General features: G+C 52.8%; 19 protein-coding genes and 1 tRNA gene. 14 read left to right on the top strand and 6 right to left on the bottom strand.

Translation table 11 applies throughout. The features are described from left to right. Nucleotides 1-423 precede the first annotated feature (423 nt). Entirely contained in the window at nucleotides 424-1,452 is a 1,029-nt protein-coding gene (locus ACXJJA_RS03255; RefSeq protein WP_456486794.1) for an isocitrate/isopropylmalate dehydrogenase family protein, read from the bottom strand. A gap of 101 nt (nucleotides 1,453-1,553) precedes the next feature. On the opposite strand from ACXJJA_RS03255, the gene rnp3 reads away from it, so the two are divergent. From rnp3 to ACXJJA_RS03240, 3 genes are read left to right on the top strand one after another with little or no spacing between them, the layout of a single operon-like run. After that, nucleotides 1,554-2,222, top strand: a complete 669-nt coding sequence (gene rnp3, locus ACXJJA_RS03250; protein ID WP_456486793.1) for a ribonuclease P protein component 3 — start codon at nucleotides 1,554-1,556, stop codon at nucleotides 2,220-2,222. After that, nucleotides 2,219-2,644, top strand: coding sequence for an Rpp14/Pop5 family protein (locus ACXJJA_RS03245; protein WP_456486792.1), 426 nt, complete (start codon nucleotides 2,219-2,221; stop codon nucleotides 2,642-2,644). Before rnp3 ends, ACXJJA_RS03245 begins: the two co-directional genes overlap by 4 nt. Then, on the top strand, nucleotides 2,592-3,338 hold the full coding sequence (locus tag ACXJJA_RS03240) for an indole-3-glycerol phosphate synthase TrpC (RefSeq protein WP_456486791.1): 747 nt from the start codon (nucleotides 2,592-2,594) through the stop codon (nucleotides 3,336-3,338). The genes ACXJJA_RS03245 and ACXJJA_RS03240 overlap by 53 nt, the downstream gene beginning before the upstream one ends. Before the next feature lie 221 nt (nucleotides 3,339-3,559). Here ACXJJA_RS03240 and ACXJJA_RS03235 read toward each other — a convergent pair whose 3' ends face one another. Beyond that, a complete protein-coding gene (locus tag ACXJJA_RS03235; RefSeq protein WP_456486790.1) occupies nucleotides 3,560-3,994 on the bottom strand; it encodes a 23S rRNA (pseudouridine(1915)-N(3))-methyltransferase RlmH in 435 nt (144 codons plus the stop codon). 17 nt (nucleotides 3,995-4,011) lie between these two features. Further along, nucleotides 4,012-4,848, bottom strand: coding sequence for a radical SAM protein (locus tag ACXJJA_RS03230; protein WP_456486789.1), 837 nt, complete (start codon nucleotides 4,846-4,848; stop codon nucleotides 4,012-4,014). A gap of 19 nt (nucleotides 4,849-4,867) precedes the next feature. On the opposite strand from ACXJJA_RS03230, the gene ACXJJA_RS03225 reads away from it, so the two are divergent. From ACXJJA_RS03225 to ACXJJA_RS03210, 4 genes are all read left to right on the top strand, one after another. Continuing rightward, nucleotides 4,868-5,590: a phosphoribosylanthranilate isomerase gene (locus tag ACXJJA_RS03225; protein ID WP_456486788.1), complete on the top strand. Its 723-nt coding sequence runs from the start codon at nucleotides 4,868-4,870 to the stop codon at nucleotides 5,588-5,590. A gap of 2 nt (nucleotides 5,591-5,592) precedes the next feature. Next, nucleotides 5,593-6,087 carry a DUF7122 family protein gene (locus ACXJJA_RS03220; RefSeq protein WP_456486787.1) on the top strand — a complete coding sequence of 165 codons (495 nt, stop codon included), beginning with the start codon at nucleotides 5,593-5,595 and terminating at the stop codon, nucleotides 6,085-6,087. Beyond that, nucleotides 6,057-6,338 (top strand): MazG nucleotide pyrophosphohydrolase domain-containing protein, encoded by a 282-nt coding sequence (locus ACXJJA_RS03215; protein WP_456486786.1) that lies wholly within the window; start codon nucleotides 6,057-6,059, stop codon nucleotides 6,336-6,338. Before ACXJJA_RS03220 ends, ACXJJA_RS03215 begins: the two co-directional genes overlap by 31 nt. A gap of 110 nt (nucleotides 6,339-6,448) precedes the next feature. After that, entirely contained in the window at nucleotides 6,449-7,096 is a 648-nt protein-coding gene (locus ACXJJA_RS03210) for an RAD55 family ATPase (RefSeq protein WP_456486785.1), read from the top strand. Between the two features lie 15 nt (nucleotides 7,097-7,111). On the opposite strand, the gene ACXJJA_RS03205 is transcribed toward ACXJJA_RS03210, so the two are convergent. Both ACXJJA_RS03205 and ACXJJA_RS03200 read right to left on the bottom strand, forming a co-directional pair. Then, nucleotides 7,112-7,185, bottom strand: a tRNA-Phe gene (locus ACXJJA_RS03205). A gap of 45 nt (nucleotides 7,186-7,230) precedes the next feature. After that, on the bottom strand, nucleotides 7,231-8,508 hold the full coding sequence (locus ACXJJA_RS03200; protein WP_456486784.1) for an RNA-guided endonuclease InsQ/TnpB family protein: 1,278 nt from the start codon (nucleotides 8,506-8,508) through the stop codon (nucleotides 7,231-7,233). A gap of 92 nt (nucleotides 8,509-8,600) precedes the next feature. On the opposite strand from ACXJJA_RS03200, the gene ACXJJA_RS03195 reads away from it, so the two are divergent. From ACXJJA_RS03195 to ACXJJA_RS03170, 6 genes are all read left to right on the top strand, one after another. Then, nucleotides 8,601-8,780 carry a ferredoxin family protein gene (locus ACXJJA_RS03195; RefSeq protein WP_456486783.1) on the top strand — a complete coding sequence of 60 codons (180 nt, stop codon included), beginning with the start codon at nucleotides 8,601-8,603 and terminating at the stop codon, nucleotides 8,778-8,780. Nucleotides 8,781-8,784: 4 nt separating this feature from the next. Beyond that, complete coding sequence (locus ACXJJA_RS03190; RefSeq protein ID WP_456486782.1) at nucleotides 8,785-9,975, top strand: geranylgeranyl reductase family protein; 1,191 nt, start codon at nucleotides 8,785-8,787, stop codon at nucleotides 9,973-9,975. A gap of 66 nt (nucleotides 9,976-10,041) precedes the next feature. Continuing rightward, entirely contained in the window at nucleotides 10,042-11,367 is a 1,326-nt protein-coding gene (locus tag ACXJJA_RS03185; RefSeq protein WP_456486781.1) for a coenzyme-B sulfoethylthiotransferase subunit beta, read from the top strand. A gap of 3 nt (nucleotides 11,368-11,370) precedes the next feature. After that, entirely contained in the window at nucleotides 11,371-13,035 is a 1,665-nt protein-coding gene (locus ACXJJA_RS03180; RefSeq protein ID WP_456486780.1) for a coenzyme-B sulfoethylthiotransferase subunit alpha, read from the top strand. 4 nt (nucleotides 13,036-13,039) lie between these two features. Continuing rightward, nucleotides 13,040-13,822, top strand: a complete 783-nt coding sequence (gene mcrG, locus ACXJJA_RS03175) for a coenzyme-B sulfoethylthiotransferase subunit gamma (RefSeq protein ID WP_456486779.1) — start codon at nucleotides 13,040-13,042, stop codon at nucleotides 13,820-13,822. 62 nt (nucleotides 13,823-13,884) lie between these two features. Further along, the gene (locus ACXJJA_RS03170; protein WP_456486778.1) at nucleotides 13,885-14,385 is read left to right on the top strand and encodes a Brix domain-containing protein; all 501 of its coding nucleotides are present in this window, start codon (nucleotides 13,885-13,887) and stop codon (nucleotides 14,383-14,385) included. A 63-nt stretch (nucleotides 14,386-14,448) separates the two neighbouring features. On the opposite strand, the gene ACXJJA_RS03165 is transcribed toward ACXJJA_RS03170, so the two are convergent. Further along, nucleotides 14,449-16,689: a glucosidase family protein gene (locus tag ACXJJA_RS03165; RefSeq protein ID WP_456486777.1), complete on the bottom strand. Its 2,241-nt coding sequence runs from the start codon at nucleotides 16,687-16,689 to the stop codon at nucleotides 14,449-14,451. A gap of 54 nt (nucleotides 16,690-16,743) precedes the next feature. On the opposite strand from ACXJJA_RS03165, the gene ACXJJA_RS03160 reads away from it, so the two are divergent. Next, the gene (locus ACXJJA_RS03160) at nucleotides 16,744-17,721 is read left to right on the top strand and encodes an HhH-GDP family DNA glycosylase (protein ID WP_456486776.1); all 978 of its coding nucleotides are present in this window, start codon (nucleotides 16,744-16,746) and stop codon (nucleotides 17,719-17,721) included. Nucleotides 17,722-17,817: the final 96 nt, after the last annotated feature.

The following is a 17,817-nucleotide window of genomic DNA, read 5'->3' as shown; positions in this document are numbered from 1 at the left end:
TACTTACACCTGAGGAGGAAGCTTGGCAGAGAGCACTGGGCTATAGAGAAAATAGGGTTCCATAACACAACACTTCAAACAGTGTTCTCGTTGCGGCTCGATGAACACGAAAAGACCGCTCAAGGAGAGTATCCCTTTGCGATGATTGTGGATACCAATGTAACGCCCCTACCATAACGCAGCGAGGAACATATTGAAACGAGGCATGGGCTATATGCTCATATCAAGGGCGTTGTGACTCGACCCGAAGGGAGCGGTTTGTCCTTGCGACGAGCTACACTCCGCAACCTCTCGTATCCGAAGGATGCCCCTCTTAGTGAAGGAGAAGGTCACGTTCGAACTTCCAACGCGAGAGGCAAAGCTATGAAGCTGCGTTTCCGCTGTCATCGTAGACCCTTTTGGCGTGATTGCGGAACAGCATCTTCATCCCTTAATCAGGCTTCCAGCCTTTTTCGCAACGGCTTCAGCCATTTCGCTGAGCTTTGCGTTCCCACCGAGGTCGTATGTAACCGTCTTACCTTCAGAGATGACTTCCTCGACAGCCTGCCTTATGACAGCTGCCTTCTCGGTCTCTTCAAGATATTCAAGGAGCCACGCACCGGCGAGAATCATGGCTGTCGGGTTCACTTTGTCAAGTCCTGCGTATTTCGGGGCGGATCCATGAGCGGGCTCGAACATGGCGTAGGCGTCGCCGATGTTCGCCGAGGGTATGAGTCCGATGCTGCCGACGAGTGCCGAGCATTCTTCGCTGATAATGTCCATGAATAGGTTCGTGGAGAGCAGGACGGTCTCGTTGAAGATTTGGGGGTTTTTGATGAGCTGCTGCGCAATGTTGTCGATGTGATACTCCCAAAGCTCGACTTCCGGGTATTCTTCGGCGACCTTGCGGGTTTCCTCGACGAAGGCGCCGCAGGTTTTTTTCAGGATGTTGCTCTTGTGGATTGCGACGACCGCTCTGAATTTACGACGGCGGGCTTCCTCGAATGCGAACTTCGCAATGCGGTGGCACTGCCGCTTTGTGATTTTGCGGAGCGCGAGGATGACGTCGTCGCTCACCGCTACTTCCACGCCGAAGTATAGCCCCTCAGTCGCCTCACGCACGCACACGAAGTCAACGTCGCCGAGCGGTCTTTTCGTTCCTTTGAAGGTTTTTATGGGGCGGATGTTGGCGTAGAGGTCGAAATGCTGCCTTATGGAAACGGCAACGCTCTTCGGCGAGCCCTCGCCGCCGGGCGTAGTCGTTGGTCCTTTGAGGCAGGCGTCCGCCTCCTCCAAGACGCTCCAAGTTTTCTCGGGAATTAGAGAGCTGCCGCCATGCTCCTGCCACCAGTCGTAGCCAGCATCGCAAAATATCCACTCTACATCAGCTCCGACGGCGCTCAAAACCTTAAATGCGGCATCCATCAGCTCAGGACCAACGCCATCGCCTCTGATTACTGCTACTTTCCTCATGACAAAACGTTGTTTGCACCTAAAAATTTCTTCTTCCGAATGCGTGCAGTTCAGGTGCGAACTTCGTGCAGTTTTTCATATTTCGGGACGTTTTTATTCTGATGAACACATTTTTCGATTTACACATACACTCAGAGAGCGAGTCGCTTGAGCGGCTGCTGAGGGTCACTTCAAGGTATGGCTATTCATACATTGCCGTCCTCGAGGAGGACGAACGCTTCACGGGAAGACGGATTCAAAAAGAGGCGGGCGGCAAGCCTCAGTTGTTGCGTGGCGTGGAGATACAAGCAAAGGATGTTGCGGAGCTGCACAAAAAAATAAGGAGATATAGAAGAAGCGTTGACATTTTAGCAGTGCGGAGTGGCGACGACGCTGTGAACAGAGCAGCGCTGAAGGACAGTCGTGTAGATTTCCTCGCTCATATCGAGGGGGGAGACGAGCTTAATCACGTTGCGATGCGGTATGCGGCGGAAAGCGGCGTCGCTGTAGAGTTCAATGCCGTCAGCATAATAAACAGCAGGCGTGGCAGCCGCTCAAGAATCTTGCAGCGGGCGAGCGAGATGCTCAAGCTTGCGAGGAAATACGATGCAAGTATAATACTGACGAGCGGCGCACGCACGCTTTACGAGTTGAGGGCGCCGAGGGAGTTGATGGCGGTAGCTCGCCTTTTCGGTATGGAGCGGGAAGAGGCGTTGAAAGCGCTTACTGAGACGCCGTTGCGGGTTTTGAGGAGAAAGGAGGAGCGAGTGGTGCGTGTCATGCGGCTATGACAAGGCTATTGCCGTCTTTAAGGGAGAAGAAGCGGTATTTGGTGTTCGAGCTCCTGAGCGAGGGGGAGGTAGAGCGTGGCGAGTTCCTGAAGGAGCTTTGGGGTTCGTTGTATTCGCTCTTCGGCGAGACGGGAGCGAGTCGCTGCAGGCTCTGGCTCATAGACTTTGAGGACGCTGGCGTTTTCGATGATTTCAAAATGCACACAGGCATCGTACGCTGCGCACATACGAGGACGGAAGACGTGCGAGCGGCGCTCGCATGCATCACTTCGGTCGGCGGTAGAAAAGTCTCCATTCGGGTTAAAGGCATCTCGGGGACGATAAAAGCTGCGAGGCAAAAGTTCTTCTCGCAACGTGCAGGTGAGCGGGATGAGTGTTGCCGAAATAATAAGAGAGCGGCGGGAGCGAGTGGCACGGCTTAGCGAGCGCCGTAGCCTTACAGCAAGCATAAAACGAGCGAGAGCCAAAGAGCGAAAGCCAATAATCGCAGAGGTCAAGCGGCGCAGCCCCGCAGGGGAGATAAGGGATATCGACGTTGTGGAGGCTGCGAGGCTCTGCGAGGCGGGCGGCGCGTGTGGAATTTCGGTGCACACGAGCGCTGCTTTCGGCGGCGAGCCTGATGACCTTTTGCGAGTGAAGCTCAATGTCGGCATTCCCATCTTGATGAAAGATTTTGTAGTAAGCGAGTTTCAGGTCTATGAGGCTTACGTGCATGGTGCGGACGCCGTCCTTCTCATTGCAAGGTTTCTAAGTCCGGAGGAGCTACGGAGACTCGCAGAGCTTGCGCTGCATCTTGGACTGGAGCCTCTTGTGGAGCTGGATGCGAGCTTTGCCGCCACCTCCAAGGTTGAGGAGTATGGGGTTCTGCGTTACGGGCTCGTAGGCGTGAACAACCGGGATCTGACGACACTAAACGTTGATTTGCGGACGTTCGGCAGTGTCGTGCAGGCGACGCCAGCACTCAAGCAGAAAACGCTCGTGGCAATGAGTGGCGTGAACACTGTCGAGGACGCAAGAGCACTTTTCAAGCAGGGCGCAAAAGCCCTTCTTATCGGCACCGCAATCATGCGCAGCAACGACATAAAAGCAAAAGTCGAAGAGTTCGTGCACTGCTAAGCGGGACAGCGCCGCTGGACTGAGCAAGGAAGCCCTTAAAAGATGCGGAAGCAGTTTCTCCAAAAGAAAGCTCCAGTCGAATCGCAATAGATGAATGTTTTACTGAATGTTGTAACGGCGACGAGCGGCAAAGACACGGCTCCGACCCACCCATCCAGAAACCAGTGAAGCGATGTGGGATTGAAAGGATTTATTGTTGTGGTATAGTAAGTTGCTCAAGGTTATTTCTTGTATTTCACGCCCTTCAGGGTGAGTGCTTGGCGGTAGAGTTGTTCGAGGAGCATTATTCGGAAGAGGTCATGTGGGAAGATAAGCCTCGAGAACGAGATACGTTCACCTTCGACTTCGGGAGCGACGCCGTGCGGACCGCCGACAACAACGGAAACATCATCATATATGGAGCTTTTGACAAGTTGCAGCATGAAGGAGTCGTTCACGAGCATGCCGTTGGCGTCCATCACGTAAATCCCACCTTTGAGCAGCTTTTTAATGCGAGCAGCCTCCTCCCGCAGCCGCCGCTCCGGCGATGTCGCTTTTGACTCCGGGACTTCAAAAATCTCTGTTTTGAGGACGGCTTTTAACCTCGTGAGGTAGTATCCTTCAAGCTCACGATAAAGCTCGGAGGCGTTGCCCACGAAGATGAGCCGCAGCACCATGTTACCACCAAAGCAAATTAAGGCAAATGCGCTGAAATGGGCTGCGTAGCCTCACATTTCGGCGGCTTGACGACGAGCCACTGCCTCCCCACCGACTGGTGCACCACAATACCCTCAACAGCAACGTTCATTCTCTCCAAAAGCTCTTTTAAGCTACGCACGTAATTTCTAAGCATATGCTCATCACTGAGTATTTTTAAGCCCTCAGGGGCGGTGCACTCAAGCAGCCTCACGCACTCCGTCCCGCATGCTCGCAAATTCAGTAACTCAAGCCAATAATAGTCAGCAAAACTCTTTGTCTCCCTCACGACGGATTCGACGTCAGTAACATGCGGAATCACGGGGCTGATGAAGGTGTAAGCTCGTATTCCGCGCTCGCTCAGCGTTTTTAACGCAGTTACTCTCCGACGGTGCGTCACCGCCCGTGGCTCAAACTTCCTGTCGAGACCGCTGACTGTTAACCCTACCTCCAAGTCCCTAAACTCCTTCAAGACGTCTAAATCCCTGAGAACGAGGTCAGACTTCGTCAGCACGGACAGCCGCACGCCCTTATGCATGTTCGTTAAGACCCGTTGCGTTAGCAACAACTCTGCCTCTACAGGCTGATAAGGGTCGCTCACGCTTGACATGAAAACCCTGCCACGCACGTATTTACCTTTAACGAGCGTTGGCGCATTGATTTTTGCCTCGACCCAGCTTCCCCAGACGCCGTAATCCTTCCAGCGGCACATGAACTTCGCATAACAATAAAGACACGCGTGCTCACAGCCCACGTATTGGTTGATAACATAGCTCGCTCCCGGAATTCTCGTCCTCGTGAATATGCGCTTCGCTGCCCGCTTCACCACCTTCATTGCCAAAACCTTTACTACAATGTTGCAAGAAGAGACAAAAATGGTCTGGGTCAAGATTTGCGGCTTGACGAACGTCGAGGACGCAGTGACTGCTGCCGCTTTAGGTGCGGACGCTCTCGGTGCCGTGCTCGTCGAGGCATCGCCGAGGTTCGTGACTGCCGAGCGAGCGAGAGGAATGTTCTCCGAGGTAAGAGGAGAGCTTTTGGGGCGGGGGTTAAAAATGCCGGCGTTCGTCGTCGTCACGGTGGCGGAACGTCCAGAAGACGTTCTGAAGCTTGAAGCTGAACTGAAGGGCACAGGCGTGATGTGCGTCCAGCTCCATGGTGAAGAGCCGCCGAGCCTCGTGCGCGCTTTGAAGAAGCAGGGCTTGAAGCTTAGAATCATAAAGAAGGTGGGAGTTGGCGGCGCTAACGCCGATGCTGACGAGCTTATCAGGAGTGCCGCCGCTTACGACGCTGCGGGCGCCGACGCCATCCTCCTTGATACACAGGCGGAAACGCTTGGAGGCTCAGGAAGGGCGCACGACTGGCGACTGAGCCGAGCCGTGACTTTCGCCTTACAAGGTAGAGCCAAAGTAATACTCGCCGGCGGCTTGAACCCTGAGAACGTCGAAGCCGCCGTTAAGACCGTTAGGCCGTTCGGCGTGGACGTTTCGAGTGGCGTGGAGCTAAGAAAGGGAAAAAAAGATTCCGAAAAAGTGAAAAGGTTCATAGAAAGGGCAAAATCGGTTAGGGTTGAATAATCATGGCAGAGAAAATGCGGCGTCGAATCACGAGGGAGGAGGTATTAAACTGGTGGGAGGAGCGATTTGGAATAAGTAGGGATGTTTTTAAGCACTATGATTTTTATCAAAAGGGGGACAGGGTCTGGATAGTCTCAGGGGATGCTGCTAAGGTTCTTGATGAAATGAGGTGTGAGGTTGTAGGGATGAGCTTCATGAGGGTTTTCAGCGCTGGCCTTAAGCCGACGACGAGCGCCATACAGCTTTTTGGGAAGTTTGCGACGAGGAACGTCGTGGAGCTTGATTCGGGCGCCGCTTTTGAGTTCATGCAGCGGCGGAGCGTGCGTCTTGACGCTTCCCGCTTGAAGAACGTAACCGATGGCTACGTCGTCGTGAAATTTAAGGAACGAGGCACGCCGCTCGGCTGTGGCGTCCTGAAGGGCGATGAACTCGTGTCCCTGATACCTAAGGATAGGAGCGTGGAGCGATGGAAGTTAGAGAGCTTCAAAGACTTATAAAGGAGACTTACTTCGAGCGGGACTGGGAGAGGGGCGTGGAAAAGAACAATCTCTGGCTCGTCGAAGAGGTTGGAGAGATGACGAGGGCAATAAGGAAAGGGCGTCGCCCCGAGATAGAGGAGGAATTTGCGGACGTGCTTGCGTGGCTTTTATCCCTCGCGAACGTCCTTGGCGTTGACGTCGAAGCAGCTTTCCTCAAAAAATACGGCGGTGGCTGCCCACGCTGCGGGAGCAAACCATGCAGATGTTAGCATTATTATGGCTTGTTACGTCGCCTTTCCAGCTCAGCGGCGGCGCATGATGCAAACCGCCCCTCTGAAAGTCAAAACTGATTTATAAAGGTTGCCCGAAAATTAGGCAGATGGCAGGCGTCGTCAAAAACCTTTTCGGCATTCCGAAACTTGATGGACTTATTGGAGAAATCCCCCGTGGCTCTAATATCATGCTCTCAGCGCCGTCGCTGGGTATAGGCGAGACGCTCGTGAAGAACTTCGTGCAGACGGGCGTGCTTAACGACGAGGGCGTCATCTACGTCTCGACTAAGAAGTCCGGCGAGAGAATAATGGAGTGGTTCGAAGAGCCCATCGGCGGGCTGAGGGTCATAGATTGCACCTCGAGGCTGACTCCTGAGAAGGCGGAAAATGTGGGTTACGTGCCGTCTTTGGGCGACCTGACGAGGATAGGCGTCCACATCACCAATTTCTTGAAGGAACTTTGGAAGGATGGGGGGATGAAGAACATAAGATTCTGCTTTGACTCCATTTCTATGCTCCTGATGTATACTGATATAAGAGCGGTGTTTCGTTTCCTTCATGTCTTTCTCGGGAAGATTTCTAGCATTGAAGGCATAAGCTTAATAGTCGTGGACAGAGGCATGCATGAAGCTGAAGCTTCGATGCTTTTGCAGCTCGTCGAGGGGTTGTTGGAGGTGAAGAAGGAGGGAACTGCGAATTTTGTAAGATTCCAAGGCTTCGGCAGAGATACAGATTGGCAGGAGCTGGAGCTATGAGTGAGTGCCGAAGTGTGGGGCCGCGGGGATTTGAACCCCGGACAACTCGGTCTTCAGCCGAGCGCTCTCCCATGCTGAGCTACGGCCCACTGCTCTCTCGTTTGTATCAACACTTTAAATATTTTACCAAACGGTCAGCTTCTCCTCGATAAATCGAGGAGCTTGCTCTCGGAGGGGAGATGTTGCCAACAACCCTCATCGAGCCGGACGGGGCGGCTGACATCGCCCCCGGCTCTGGAACTCGGGGGCTGGGTGCTGAGAGTGGCAGAAATAGCCACGAAGCCCCGCTCCAGAGCCAGAGTTGCTATGTTTCTGCTTGCAGTCCTGTCCACGTTCGCCTCATAACCATATCTGCATTTAAACAGCCTTCTCTTTCCGTTGAAGAAAACCCAGTTCTTCTTCGATGCGTAACCACATTTAGGACATCTCTGAGAAGTCTTTGCAGCGGGAACTTCAACGACATCAATGCCGTGCTGCCATGCCACAGATTGAATGGCAATCCTGAACTTTGCAAACGGAATGCGATGTATCTTTCTATTAGCTCTCTTAGGCTTTCTCCCCTTGCCATTACGTTTCCTCAAGTGTTTGAGGTTCTCAATAGCAATCGCAGCATCGTATCTCATCGCAATCTCAACGATTTCACGGCTTACTTGCCACATCCTTGTTGTTACGAAGTTCCTTTCTGCAAGCTTCATCCTTTCGAGAGCACGCCGTGCCCTCTTATCTCCTTTATCTGCATAGCTTTGAAGCTTACTTCTCCGCTTCATGAGCTTCCACTGCTCGTGCCATATATCTTGTCCCAAATACAACTGCTTTCTAACTCCACCATCACCCCCCAGCACCGTCAAAGCAAAACTACCGCTGTTAACATCAACTCCTACAACTGCTTGATAATACTGCTTAACCTTAAACTTCTTTCTCAGGTTTGCGATGATAATATAACGACCATCCTTCCTATGCAACCTAAATTGAGTACATCTCCAACCATTGTTCATGTGCTCAATAAATCTCTTATAAGCACCTTCCTGCCTGATTGGCAATGCAATTCTGTTTCTATTAGTTGCGATGACAACAACAGGGTTACCTCGTTTTGTTTTAGCAAATTTCCCAGAACGTGGGATGTTATACCTGATTGGAACTTGCTTGAATTCTTTAGCATTCAAGTTCTCCCACACCTGATGAATACAATCAACGAGTATTTGGGAGTGCAGATTGCACTTTTGCTTGATAACAGGATAGGAGGTGGTATGTAGGATGGCGAAGTTCTCTGGATTGGCGGATTTGGCAATGGAAAGGATGCCATTGCAACAGCCAAGGACAGAACTAAATAACTCGGATAACAAGCGTCCTTTCCTCCTTGATAAAGGCAGCAAGTTGAGCTTTAGGGCTTTAACAACTTCCTTCTCAACCATCTGCACCCGAATAAGAATTGTCAAGAATATAAATAACTTCCGCCAATCCCTCCCCCTGAAGGGGCTTCCTTGGCGGTAGGAGCTGTGATGCGATGGCAGTGAAAGTGGATAGATATAAATGCGGGTATTGCGGAGCATGCGTGACTGTATGCCCGGCGGACGCCATCGAGCTCGTAGGCGTGTGTTTAGAAATTCGAGAGAGCTGCAATGAGTGCGGCGTCTGTGTGAATATTTGTCCGGTCGGGGCGTTAGAGCTTAAGAACGAGAGGTGAGAAGATGCGGGAGGAGAGATACGACGTAGTGGTCGTCGGCGCCGGTCCCGGCGGCTCTATTGCTGCGAGAACCGCTGCGGAGAGCGGTTTGAACGTCCTTTTAATCGAGAAGAATCAGGAAATAGGCGTGCCGGTGCGCTGCGCTGAGGGCGTTAGCAAGAGAGTTGAGGATTTTGTGAGGCTGCCTAAGGAGTGCATTGCCACTGAGGCTGCGGGCGCCCGCATCTTCAGCCCTGATGGCACCTGCGTCGAGCTTTCCGAGAAGACGACGCAAAGAAGGCTTGCGGAGGTGGGTTACGTCCTTGAGCGGAAGTTGTTTGACAAATATCTTGCGAGGCTCGCCGCCGACAGCGGCGTGGAGGTCAGAGTGAAAACGCAAGCAGTCTCTGTTTTGAGGAATGGAAGCTTCGTCAAGGGTGTCGTCACGAAAGATGCTTTTGGCGACACAGAGATTTTCGCAGACGTTGTCATCGCTGCGGACGGCGTCGAATCGAAAATAGGGCGGCTGGCGGGCTTGGAGACGAGGATTAAGCCGGCGGACTTGGAGGTTTGCGCTCAGTTTTACATGACCGGCGTTGACGTCGATGAGGACTTCAGCGAGTTTTATCTCGGCAACAGCATTGCGCCGGGCGGCTATGCTTGGGTCTTTCCTAAAGGAGAGCGTTCGGCAAACGTCGGCGTCGGGATAGAGGCGGCACGCTCGAAAAACGGCGCTCGTGCCCTTGACTACTTGAAGGCGTTTGTGAGGAGGAAGTTTCCGAAAGGGCGAGTGCTCGGCAAGATCTTCGGAGCAGTGCCGGTGAGCGGGCCGATAAAGAGCGTCGCCGATGGCATCATCCTCGTAGGGGACGCTGCCCGCCAAGCTGACCCACTGACCGGTGGCGGCATACTCAACGCCATAGAGGCAGGAAGAATCGCAGGAGAGGTCGTTGCCGAGGCTTTTGAGCGCAAAGATTTCTCAAAAGACTCGTTGCGCGAATACGAGGAAAGATGTAAGGAGCTGACTGAGGGTCTCATGAAAATGTATAAGGCGAGGCTGCTGGTGTCAAGGTTCAGCGATAAGGAGCTTAACAGGCTCGCCCGTTCCTTAGAAGGCGTGAAGTTCGGAGAGTTGAACGCCAGAGAGCTTCTTAAGGAGCTGATAAAAAGGAATCCGAGGCTTCTGACGAGTTTGGCTAAGCTGTTCCTATCATAAATTATAATTGCTCGACAAAGCGCTTAAGGAAAAATGCTAATAAGATAATGAACATTTGTTGAATTAATGGAAGAGGACAGAATAAGTATCCATGATGACAGGGGGAAGTTACTTGCCGAGAGGGTTCCGTTGAGCGCTATAAGTCCGCTGAGGAATGCAGCCATCAGGGAAATGCTTTACTGCATAAAGCGGACTGCGATTGTGGATGTGAAGAAGCTTGAGGATTCTCTGAAGACAGCAAGCGTCGGGGGCACGATGGCGATAGGCTGCGAGTGCAGGATTCTCGGCAGGGAACTGGACTTGCCGCTCGTCGAGAACATAGGGGCGATTGCTGATGAGGTTAAAAGGATGATAAAAGTGGAAGGGAGTGACGACGCCGATGTCAAGGTTCTCGACACTTCCCTCATCGTTCAGTTGCCAAAGGCTCGTGTTGAGACGGGGGCGGGTTACTCCCAGGTATATTTGGTGTCGGCAGCAGCAGTCGCATATGCGATAATCAAGATTTTTAAGCTCAGCGTCTTTGACGGCGTGGATATGCTGAAGGCGGCACTTCTCGGTAGGTATCCGCAGACTGTCTCGCCGGGCGGGGCAGTTTCTGCGCTGCTTGCGTTCCCGACGAAGCTTGAAACGATGGGCATTGCTTACCGAAGCCCTACAATAAACACGATAGTGGCACTTGCAGGTAAGAGAACGTTTGACGCCGTAGCGCTTGCCTCGATGCTGGAACATGCCGCCGCATTTGAATCTGGGAACGCCGTAGGGCCCTACGAGCGCTTTCAGCTCCTCGGTTTTGGTTACCAAGGGCTGAACGGTGGGAATATGGTTTACGAGCTCGTGAAGGAACATGGGAGAGGGACGCTTGTGGACATCATCGAGGCGGTGGTGAAAAGAGCCTTGGAGGATGGCGTGATATTCGTGGAGAAAGAGCTACCGTCGGGCTTTAAGGTTTACGCACCGAGAGACGTGGCGTTGTGGAATGCATATGCCGCTGCAGGGCTGCTTGCGGCGACCATCCAGAGTGTCGGCGCATCGAGAGCCGTTCAAAGTGCACCATCTGCCATGCTTTTTTACAATGATTTGTTGGGGATGCAGACAGGGCTGCCGTCTGTGGACTTCGGCAGAGCGCTCGGCACCGCCATCACTTATGAGTGGCTAACGCACGCCACTTATGGCGGTGGTGCTCCAGGCGTAATGTCGGGCGAGCACGTCGTCACAAGAGCGTCAAAGGGCTTCATAATACCGTGTGCGTGCGCCGCCGTCTGCTTGGACGCAGGAACGCAGGCTTACTCTCCGGAGATGACTTCCGGGAAATTTTTCAAAATTAGGAAAGTGTTGCCGGAGTTCCACCGCCCGCTTGAGCGCATAGCGCTGGCAGCGGCGCAGGAGGCGTAGTAGATGAAAGAGGATGTAGTTGAGAGGTTAAAAAAGGCTTTTGGAGAGGAGGACGCTACGAAGAGATATACAAAGTTTTACGAGCTGGGCGGCTGGCAGCAGTCGAAGCGCAAGACGGAGTTTGTGGAGTTTTCGAGGAAGTTGGCGGCAGAACGTGGAATCGTCGGCTACCAGCGGGAGCGTGAGGAGGAAATAGGCGGCGTGCCGCTGGGGCAGCGGCTTCTTGAAAACTTCAACATCACCGGGACGGACGTCATCTGTGAGTATGACGACTTCCAGCAGATAAACAATGCGGCGATGCAGCAGATGGCTGACGATATAAGACGGACTGCAGTCTTGGGGCTCGATATGCCGCACATGATTATTCAAAACCGTTTTGGCGTCTCGGTAACACCTGAGACTATAAATAGGTATTTAGAAGTGGCGAACCATGCAATGTGTGGCGGTGCAGTCGCCCAAGAGCACATGGCAGAAGTCCACCCCGGACTCGTGAGAGATACTTCAGTCAAGATTCTTACCGGCGACGACGAGCTGGCGGCGCACATAGACCCGCAATTTCTGATAGACTTGAACCGAGAGTATCCTGAGGAGAAGGCTGAAAAGGTGAAAGAGGGCATTGGGAAGCACGTTTATCAAGTAACGAGAATCCCAACGATCGCTGTTAGGATAGGCGACGGTGGGATAACGAGGCGGTGGAATGCAAATCAGAGCGCGCTTGCGTTCATAGTCGCTTACAAGCTCGGTGGCGGGTCCGTCCTTGCAGATTTCTCGCTCACGGCGAAGCACATGCAATACGTGCTGCTGGCGACGCCGACGTGGCCCCGCAGGGGACCGAAAGACAACGAGCCGGGCGGATTGCCCTACGGCTACATTGGCGACATTTGTCAGGCGGATGCGCTCACTGACGACCCTGTCCGCTACTGTGCGGAAGCCTCCGCTCTCGCCGGCTTCTATTACATTTCCATCTGGGTGAACAATTACGTCATCGGCGGCGTCGGCGCCTCCGCAGTCGCATATTTCTGTAGCGATGGTGTTCTCGATGATTTCTATCAACACGTTGCGGATTACGTCAAAGAGAAATACGGGGGCTTTGCGCAGGCGAAGCCGTCGTTCGATGTTGTGAGGGACGTCACTGAAGAAGCGGTTTTTTACATCCTTGAGCAATACAACAAGTATCCGCTGCTGCTGGAGTCGCACTGGGGCGGCGCCATACGCTTTGGGATGCTGCAGTCCACGGCGGCTGTTGGCGTCGGTCTCGCAACCGGGCACTCGCTCGCCGCGCATCTCGCGTTGCATTACACGCAGGCGTTCGTCGGCAAAGAGGCGTGGGGACGTGCTGGCTTCGGCTCCGGCGATTCCGTTGACCACATTAGCATTGCGTATGCAGCATCGGTCCGCCCTGATGAGGGTTTAGTGCCGGAGCTGCGAGGCGCGAACATGCCACAAGACTCAACGTCGGCGCTGATAATGGCAATAGAGCCCGCCTCTGTGTTCTCGCCGCATGCCGCTCGTGGCGACGCTTGGGTGCTCAGTCCGGTCATAAAGGGTGCATTTGCGGATTCGAACCTGCCTTTCGACTTTAAGAGGATAAGGGCAGAAATTGCAAAAGGTGCGCTTCGTGAATTCATGCCAGAGGGTGAACGTGACCTAATAAAACCGGCGAGGTGATTTTATGTCCGGAAATCCTTCGCCAAACTTGTATCCTGGGGATGACCGTGTTGCGGAGCGGCGGCGCTTCATCCTCGACCCAAAGAGCAAGTTCGAGAAGCTAAGGGAGATTCCTGATGAGGACCTGGTGCGGCTGTTGGGGCACAGAGCGCCCGGCGAAAAATACAGCTCGCTGCATCCGAGCTTGGACGAGCTGAAGCTGCCGGAAGACCCGATACGGGAGCTTGTGGAGCCGACCGACGGCGCTCGACACGGCGACCGCATCCGCTATATCCAAATCACAGATTCAGTCTATCATTCACCTTTGACTCCAGTATTCAGAGGCAGGATGTATCATGTGCGCTATCGAGGCATTGACACCATCACGTATTCAGGGAGAGAGTTGATGGAGGCACGTGAGCGGGACTTAGAGAAATATGCGAAGGAGTTGCTGGAGACCGAGCTTTTCGATCCTGCGAGGACTGCGGTTCGTGGCATCACTGTGCACGGCTCTGCCCTCCGTCTTGACGAAGACGGTCTGATGTTCGACGCAAGGCGTCGCTACTATTTCGATAAGAAGCGTGGCGAGGTCGTTTACACGAAAGACCAGATGGCGGTTCCAATGGACATGCCCGTCTCAGTAGGGAAGCCGCTGCCCGAGGATGTTCTTCTGGAAAAATCCATAGTTTACGGGCTGGACACCGCACACTATAAGGACGCAAAGGAGCTCTGGGAGGTAGCAGGCAGGATTTTCGAGATGCACGTCAAAGGCGGGCTGATCCCGGAACTGGTGGAGAAGAAAGAGTAATTTTTCCTTATTCTATTTTTACTGAATTTTACAAGTGAGTCTTGTGGCTGTTGGTGTAAGATTTGAAGAATGAGATGTTACTAATAACGACTGCAAGGAAGCCTTCAATGGAGGCGAGAACGCTGTGCAAGCGGCTGCGGGGCTTCACGCACTTTCCATACGTGAATCGGGGGAAGATGAGCCTTGAAGATGTTGTGAACACCGCCGCAGAACTTGGTTGTGACCATGTCATGCTCGTCTCGGACTTCAAAAGGCGTCCGGGCAGGCTTGAGATCCTTGACCTTGACTTGAACGCTACGCTCTCACTTTTCATCTCAGTGGCAAGGCTCGAAAAATTCAAGTGGCTGAAGAAGAAGCGAATAACGGTTGTGGGGCGGAGCGAGGTTGCAAGGCGGCTCTACGAAGCTTTCGGGCAAAATGCTATGTGGGTGAGGGGCGATGGGGAGAGCCTAAAAAAGGAGGGGCGTGTGGTCTTTGTTGACGCTCAGAACACAGTTTTAGAGTTTTTTGATGAAGGTGTCCAAATGATTTTGTTGAAGATACGTGGGGCGAAGCTTTTCTGATGTTTAACCCTTATTTGGAGCTACAAATCGTAAACAACTTGCTAAACGTCACTATTTCACAGCTTAGCTTGGGCGTCCACTTTGAAAATGAAAAATCAGGCTATCGAGGGCTAAAAACGGGTCAGTCCACTGCGACCAGAGCTGCACGGGATTTTTGACGGGCGTGAGCCTGCCACCGTCGGGGCTGAAGAGCTCAGCGTTGTAAAAAACGAAGCCCTCTTCGTTTTGGTGTTCGAGGTTGCTGCGTAGGATTTCACGCACGAGTCCCGCCTCACCAGCCTTTAACAGCAAGCGAATTAAGTAAGGTGTGTCCCTCGGCCAAACCATCGCTTCATGGTATTCGTCGTCGCCGTAGTAGCGGCGCTTCGGCGACGCCCGCACGAGAACGCCGAAGCAAAGACCCTTGCGCCGCATGAGCAACTCGCTCTTCACGACTTCCACGAACGTTCGCAACTCCCTATAGTCAAAAAAATCGGAAAGCAGGCTGAGAGCGACAACTGCAGGCGAGCCGAGCGTCCCGTCAGCTCGCCCTCTCATAACGCCACCCGCAGACACCAGATTATACAAAAACCTTTCCGTCTTGAAGACTCTTTTAAAGTTGCCTAACGCCCTTAAACGCAGCTCTCGCCAATTTCTCGCATGTAGCTGTAGTTCTGGCACTGCTTTGCCATCGAATTCCTCTGAATCACGGCTGAAACTCTCCAAAAAATCAGCAAACTCCTCAAAATGCCCCAAAGCGACTATCCACTGTGCATTTATTTCTGGCAAGAAAAATATTGGCTTGTTCACCTCTTTGACGGCATTCTCGACGCCGAGCTTCGAAATAAGCTCAAGCTCCCAGCTTTCAGGCACGCGTATCGGCATTTTCGTCCCGCATACTGTGCGAGTCCCGTCGGTCCACGAGTGCGAAGGCGTTGCAGAAAGCAAGGCGTTCTCGCAAAGTACGGGAGCGCCGTTGACTTTCTCTTGTGAGTTGCTGCGAAAACGCTCGACGGTAAGCTCCGCATGCTGTAAAATGCGGAGCGCAAAGCGCCACTTCTCCGAAGGCTCCTTGAGGAAGCCAAAAAGCCTGCCGGCGACGAGGAATGCGAGCAGTGTTGCATCCGCCGTGTTGTATTCGAGCGGAGCGCCACGGCGTTCTGGGAATTTGTTAGGCAGTCTGCCGTGCTCGTCTTGAAGCTCAAAAGCATCGAAAATTATACGTTCTACGGTCTTCAGCACGTCGAGGCGGTCTGCTGGCGGTGCGAAACCGATGCGTGAGAGCGTTTCCAGATTTGAAAGCAGTGCTTCAAACTGATCTCTCAGCCAGACCGTCCTAAACCAGAAGTCGCCAGCGTCTTGGAAAAATTTCGAATTCTTGAACATGCCGAACTTTGCGAGGGTGAGCGCTCTGAGAGCAACTGCGTGCCCGGCGGCGTTAAGCCTTTTTTTCGCTTCTATCGCCCATTTCAGCTCTGCGTCTTCGTTTTTCTCCAGCTCTTTCAAGGCAGTCTCGTACAGCTCTTCAAGTCTTTGTTCAGATGCGCCGCAGGTCAGCACAAGCACGCAGGCGTTCTCCACACCGCTCATAGGCGTTTTGCGGGCGTCGTTACAAAAATACACTTCAAGTTCACCAGGCGAGACGAGTGTCTTGTATTCGCTTATGAAAGTGGCGCCGTCAGTCTTCATCCGATAGCCAGAACCAAGTTTATAGCGCCAGCAAATTTCGTAACGAGCGCTCCTTAATTCGCATTTTGTTCTACAGCCGTCGTAGCCATGAATACGAAAGTATGTGAGTCTATCGCCGCTACGTGCGAGCCAGCCGTCTCTTATCTCGTAGAATTGATGCGCTTCAGGCGAGGACTCGTCATACATATGTCTAATGTCGAAAAACGGCTCAAGGACGAGAATTGGAGCGTTCGTCCTGAAAAGCAGGCGGGCGGCGATGCCCTCGCCCGCAAGAGCCATCAGATAGTAATCTACGGACACTCGCACGTTATCGCCTTCGTAAAAATAGACGGCTTTCCACGGGGATGCGACGACTTTTGTCGGTTTTAGCCGCGCGCAATCTCCTTTGCAATTGGTCTTCACGCCCACAGCAACACCGTCGAGGAAGTGGTGGTTTTCGCTGTCGAGCATGACGTTCAGTCCCTCGTAAGGATAATCTCTGTTTGGTATGAGCTTTTCAAGATAGCGCCCGCAGGGCACTGAAAATACCGACTGCGCCCACGAAGCTTGAGGTCTTTTCAGTATTACGTGCTTCGTCCTTGCAGGGTCTTTGTCCTCTACAGGTGGAAGCGTGGTGCTGAAAAAGTTTGAAGTCACACTTGAAACATAGGCATACTTGAAATATAGGTGTGTCTTTAAAATGTCATAGGAATGAGTTTTGAGACGGCGGACGGGCATGAAAGGAGCGTTATGGTTATCCGCATGGTTTTTGAGGCATATGTGCCGATTTTCAAAACTGTGGAAGACAGATGGGTCACGGATGAAGCTTTAAGGATAGGTTTAAATAAAAAAGAGTATCTTTCAACGCTCCGCTCCGACTGGTGGCATGCATTGAATTTTTTCCTTCACAGAGTGTTCTTCCGGGGACGAAGCGACGTCGTCAGCAGGAAATTCTTAGATAAAACCATCATGGTTTTACGTGGGATGCGCGGTGATGCGCCTAAGTTGGACGGACGAGCTTTGGACGCAGCATTAAAGGATGCTGGGGTGAATAACAGCAAAGACCGGAAGATGGTCATAGGAGCCATTCAATTTGCAGGCAGATTACCGAAATACGATTTTAACATCGTAGACTACGTGATAAGCGAGCATGAGCGAGGCGGAGCTTTGAAAGAGGTTCTTGAGAGCTTAAAAGATATTCCGGGGGTCGGCGACAAGACGGCTTCGATGTTCCTCCGGGACTTGTTCTATCATTTCCGAACGTCAGATCTCACGCAAGAGGAGTGCTCGTTGCTCCAGCCGATTGATGTGCATGTTCGTAGGGTTGCGCTCAGGACTGGACTTGTTTTCGAATATTTACGGCATAAGCTCGGGTGCACGCCCTCGCAGGCGGCTGCGCTGCTAAGCGAGGTAGGAGACATGCCGATTAAGCTTTCGATTTCGTATTTCTCGACGGTGGCGGACGTCTCGCCCCTTGAAGTTAACGGTGGTTTGTGGGTCGTCGGCAAAATCGCGTGTAAGCCTTTGAAGTTTGACAAACTGATTCCAAAGGGCAAATCGTGCGTCCACAACATGAGCACGCTCGAAAAGGAGTATGGCATCGACGAGCCACCGTTTCACGAGCGTCGTTGCTTGCTTCACCGCTTTTGCCCGCTCTACCATGTTAGTAAGGCATTGGAGCTTGAATAGCCTAGTGGGCGGCGAGCGCGGCACGAGCGATGCGATAAGCGACGAGGACTGCATTTATTCATTGTTCCCCCCCCTCCTGTCTTGCCAAAATGACGC

The sequence above is a fragment of the Candidatus Alkanophaga liquidiphilum genome (assembly GCF_053996935.1).
This window is presented reverse-complemented; position numbering and strand designations above follow the sequence as displayed.

What these genes read in the sequence shown, in the direction of transcription:
- ACXJJA_RS03255 (WP_456486794.1), bottom strand. Translation starts at nt 1,452, where the DNA reads ATGAGGAAAGTAGCAGTAATCAGAGGCGATGGCGTTGGTCCTGAGCTG.
- rnp3 (WP_456486793.1), top strand. Translation starts at nt 1,554, where the DNA reads ATGAACACATTTTTCGATTTACACATACACTCAGAGAGCGAGTCGCTT.
- ACXJJA_RS03245 (WP_456486792.1), top strand. Translation starts at nt 2,219, where the DNA reads ATGACAAGGCTATTGCCGTCTTTAAGGGAGAAGAAGCGGTATTTGGTG.
- ACXJJA_RS03240 (WP_456486791.1), top strand. Translation starts at nt 2,592, where the DNA reads ATGAGTGTTGCCGAAATAATAAGAGAGCGGCGGGAGCGAGTGGCACGG.
- ACXJJA_RS03235 (WP_456486790.1), bottom strand. Translation starts at nt 3,994, where the DNA reads ATGGTGCTGCGGCTCATCTTCGTGGGCAACGCCTCCGAGCTTTATCGT.
- ACXJJA_RS03230 (WP_456486789.1), bottom strand. Translation starts at nt 4,848, where the DNA reads ATGAAGGTGGTGAAGCGGGCAGCGAAGCGCATATTCACGAGGACGAGA.
- ACXJJA_RS03225 (WP_456486788.1), top strand. Translation starts at nt 4,868, where the DNA reads ATGTTGCAAGAAGAGACAAAAATGGTCTGGGTCAAGATTTGCGGCTTG.
- ACXJJA_RS03220 (WP_456486787.1), top strand. Translation starts at nt 5,593, where the DNA reads ATGGCAGAGAAAATGCGGCGTCGAATCACGAGGGAGGAGGTATTAAAC.
- ACXJJA_RS03215 (WP_456486786.1), top strand. Translation starts at nt 6,057, where the DNA reads ATGGAAGTTAGAGAGCTTCAAAGACTTATAAAGGAGACTTACTTCGAG.
- ACXJJA_RS03210 (WP_456486785.1), top strand. Translation starts at nt 6,449, where the DNA reads ATGGCAGGCGTCGTCAAAAACCTTTTCGGCATTCCGAAACTTGATGGA.
- ACXJJA_RS03200 (WP_456486784.1), bottom strand. Translation starts at nt 8,508, where the DNA reads ATGGTTGAGAAGGAAGTTGTTAAAGCCCTAAAGCTCAACTTGCTGCCT.
- ACXJJA_RS03195 (WP_456486783.1), top strand. Translation starts at nt 8,601, where the DNA reads ATGGCAGTGAAAGTGGATAGATATAAATGCGGGTATTGCGGAGCATGC.
- ACXJJA_RS03190 (WP_456486782.1), top strand. Translation starts at nt 8,785, where the DNA reads ATGCGGGAGGAGAGATACGACGTAGTGGTCGTCGGCGCCGGTCCCGGC.
- ACXJJA_RS03185 (WP_456486781.1), top strand. Translation starts at nt 10,042, where the DNA reads ATGGAAGAGGACAGAATAAGTATCCATGATGACAGGGGGAAGTTACTT.
- ACXJJA_RS03180 (WP_456486780.1), top strand. Translation starts at nt 11,371, where the DNA reads ATGAAAGAGGATGTAGTTGAGAGGTTAAAAAAGGCTTTTGGAGAGGAG.
- mcrG (WP_456486779.1), top strand. Translation starts at nt 13,040, where the DNA reads ATGTCCGGAAATCCTTCGCCAAACTTGTATCCTGGGGATGACCGTGTT.
- ACXJJA_RS03160 (WP_456486776.1), top strand. Translation starts at nt 16,744, where the DNA reads ATGAGTTTTGAGACGGCGGACGGGCATGAAAGGAGCGTTATGGTTATC.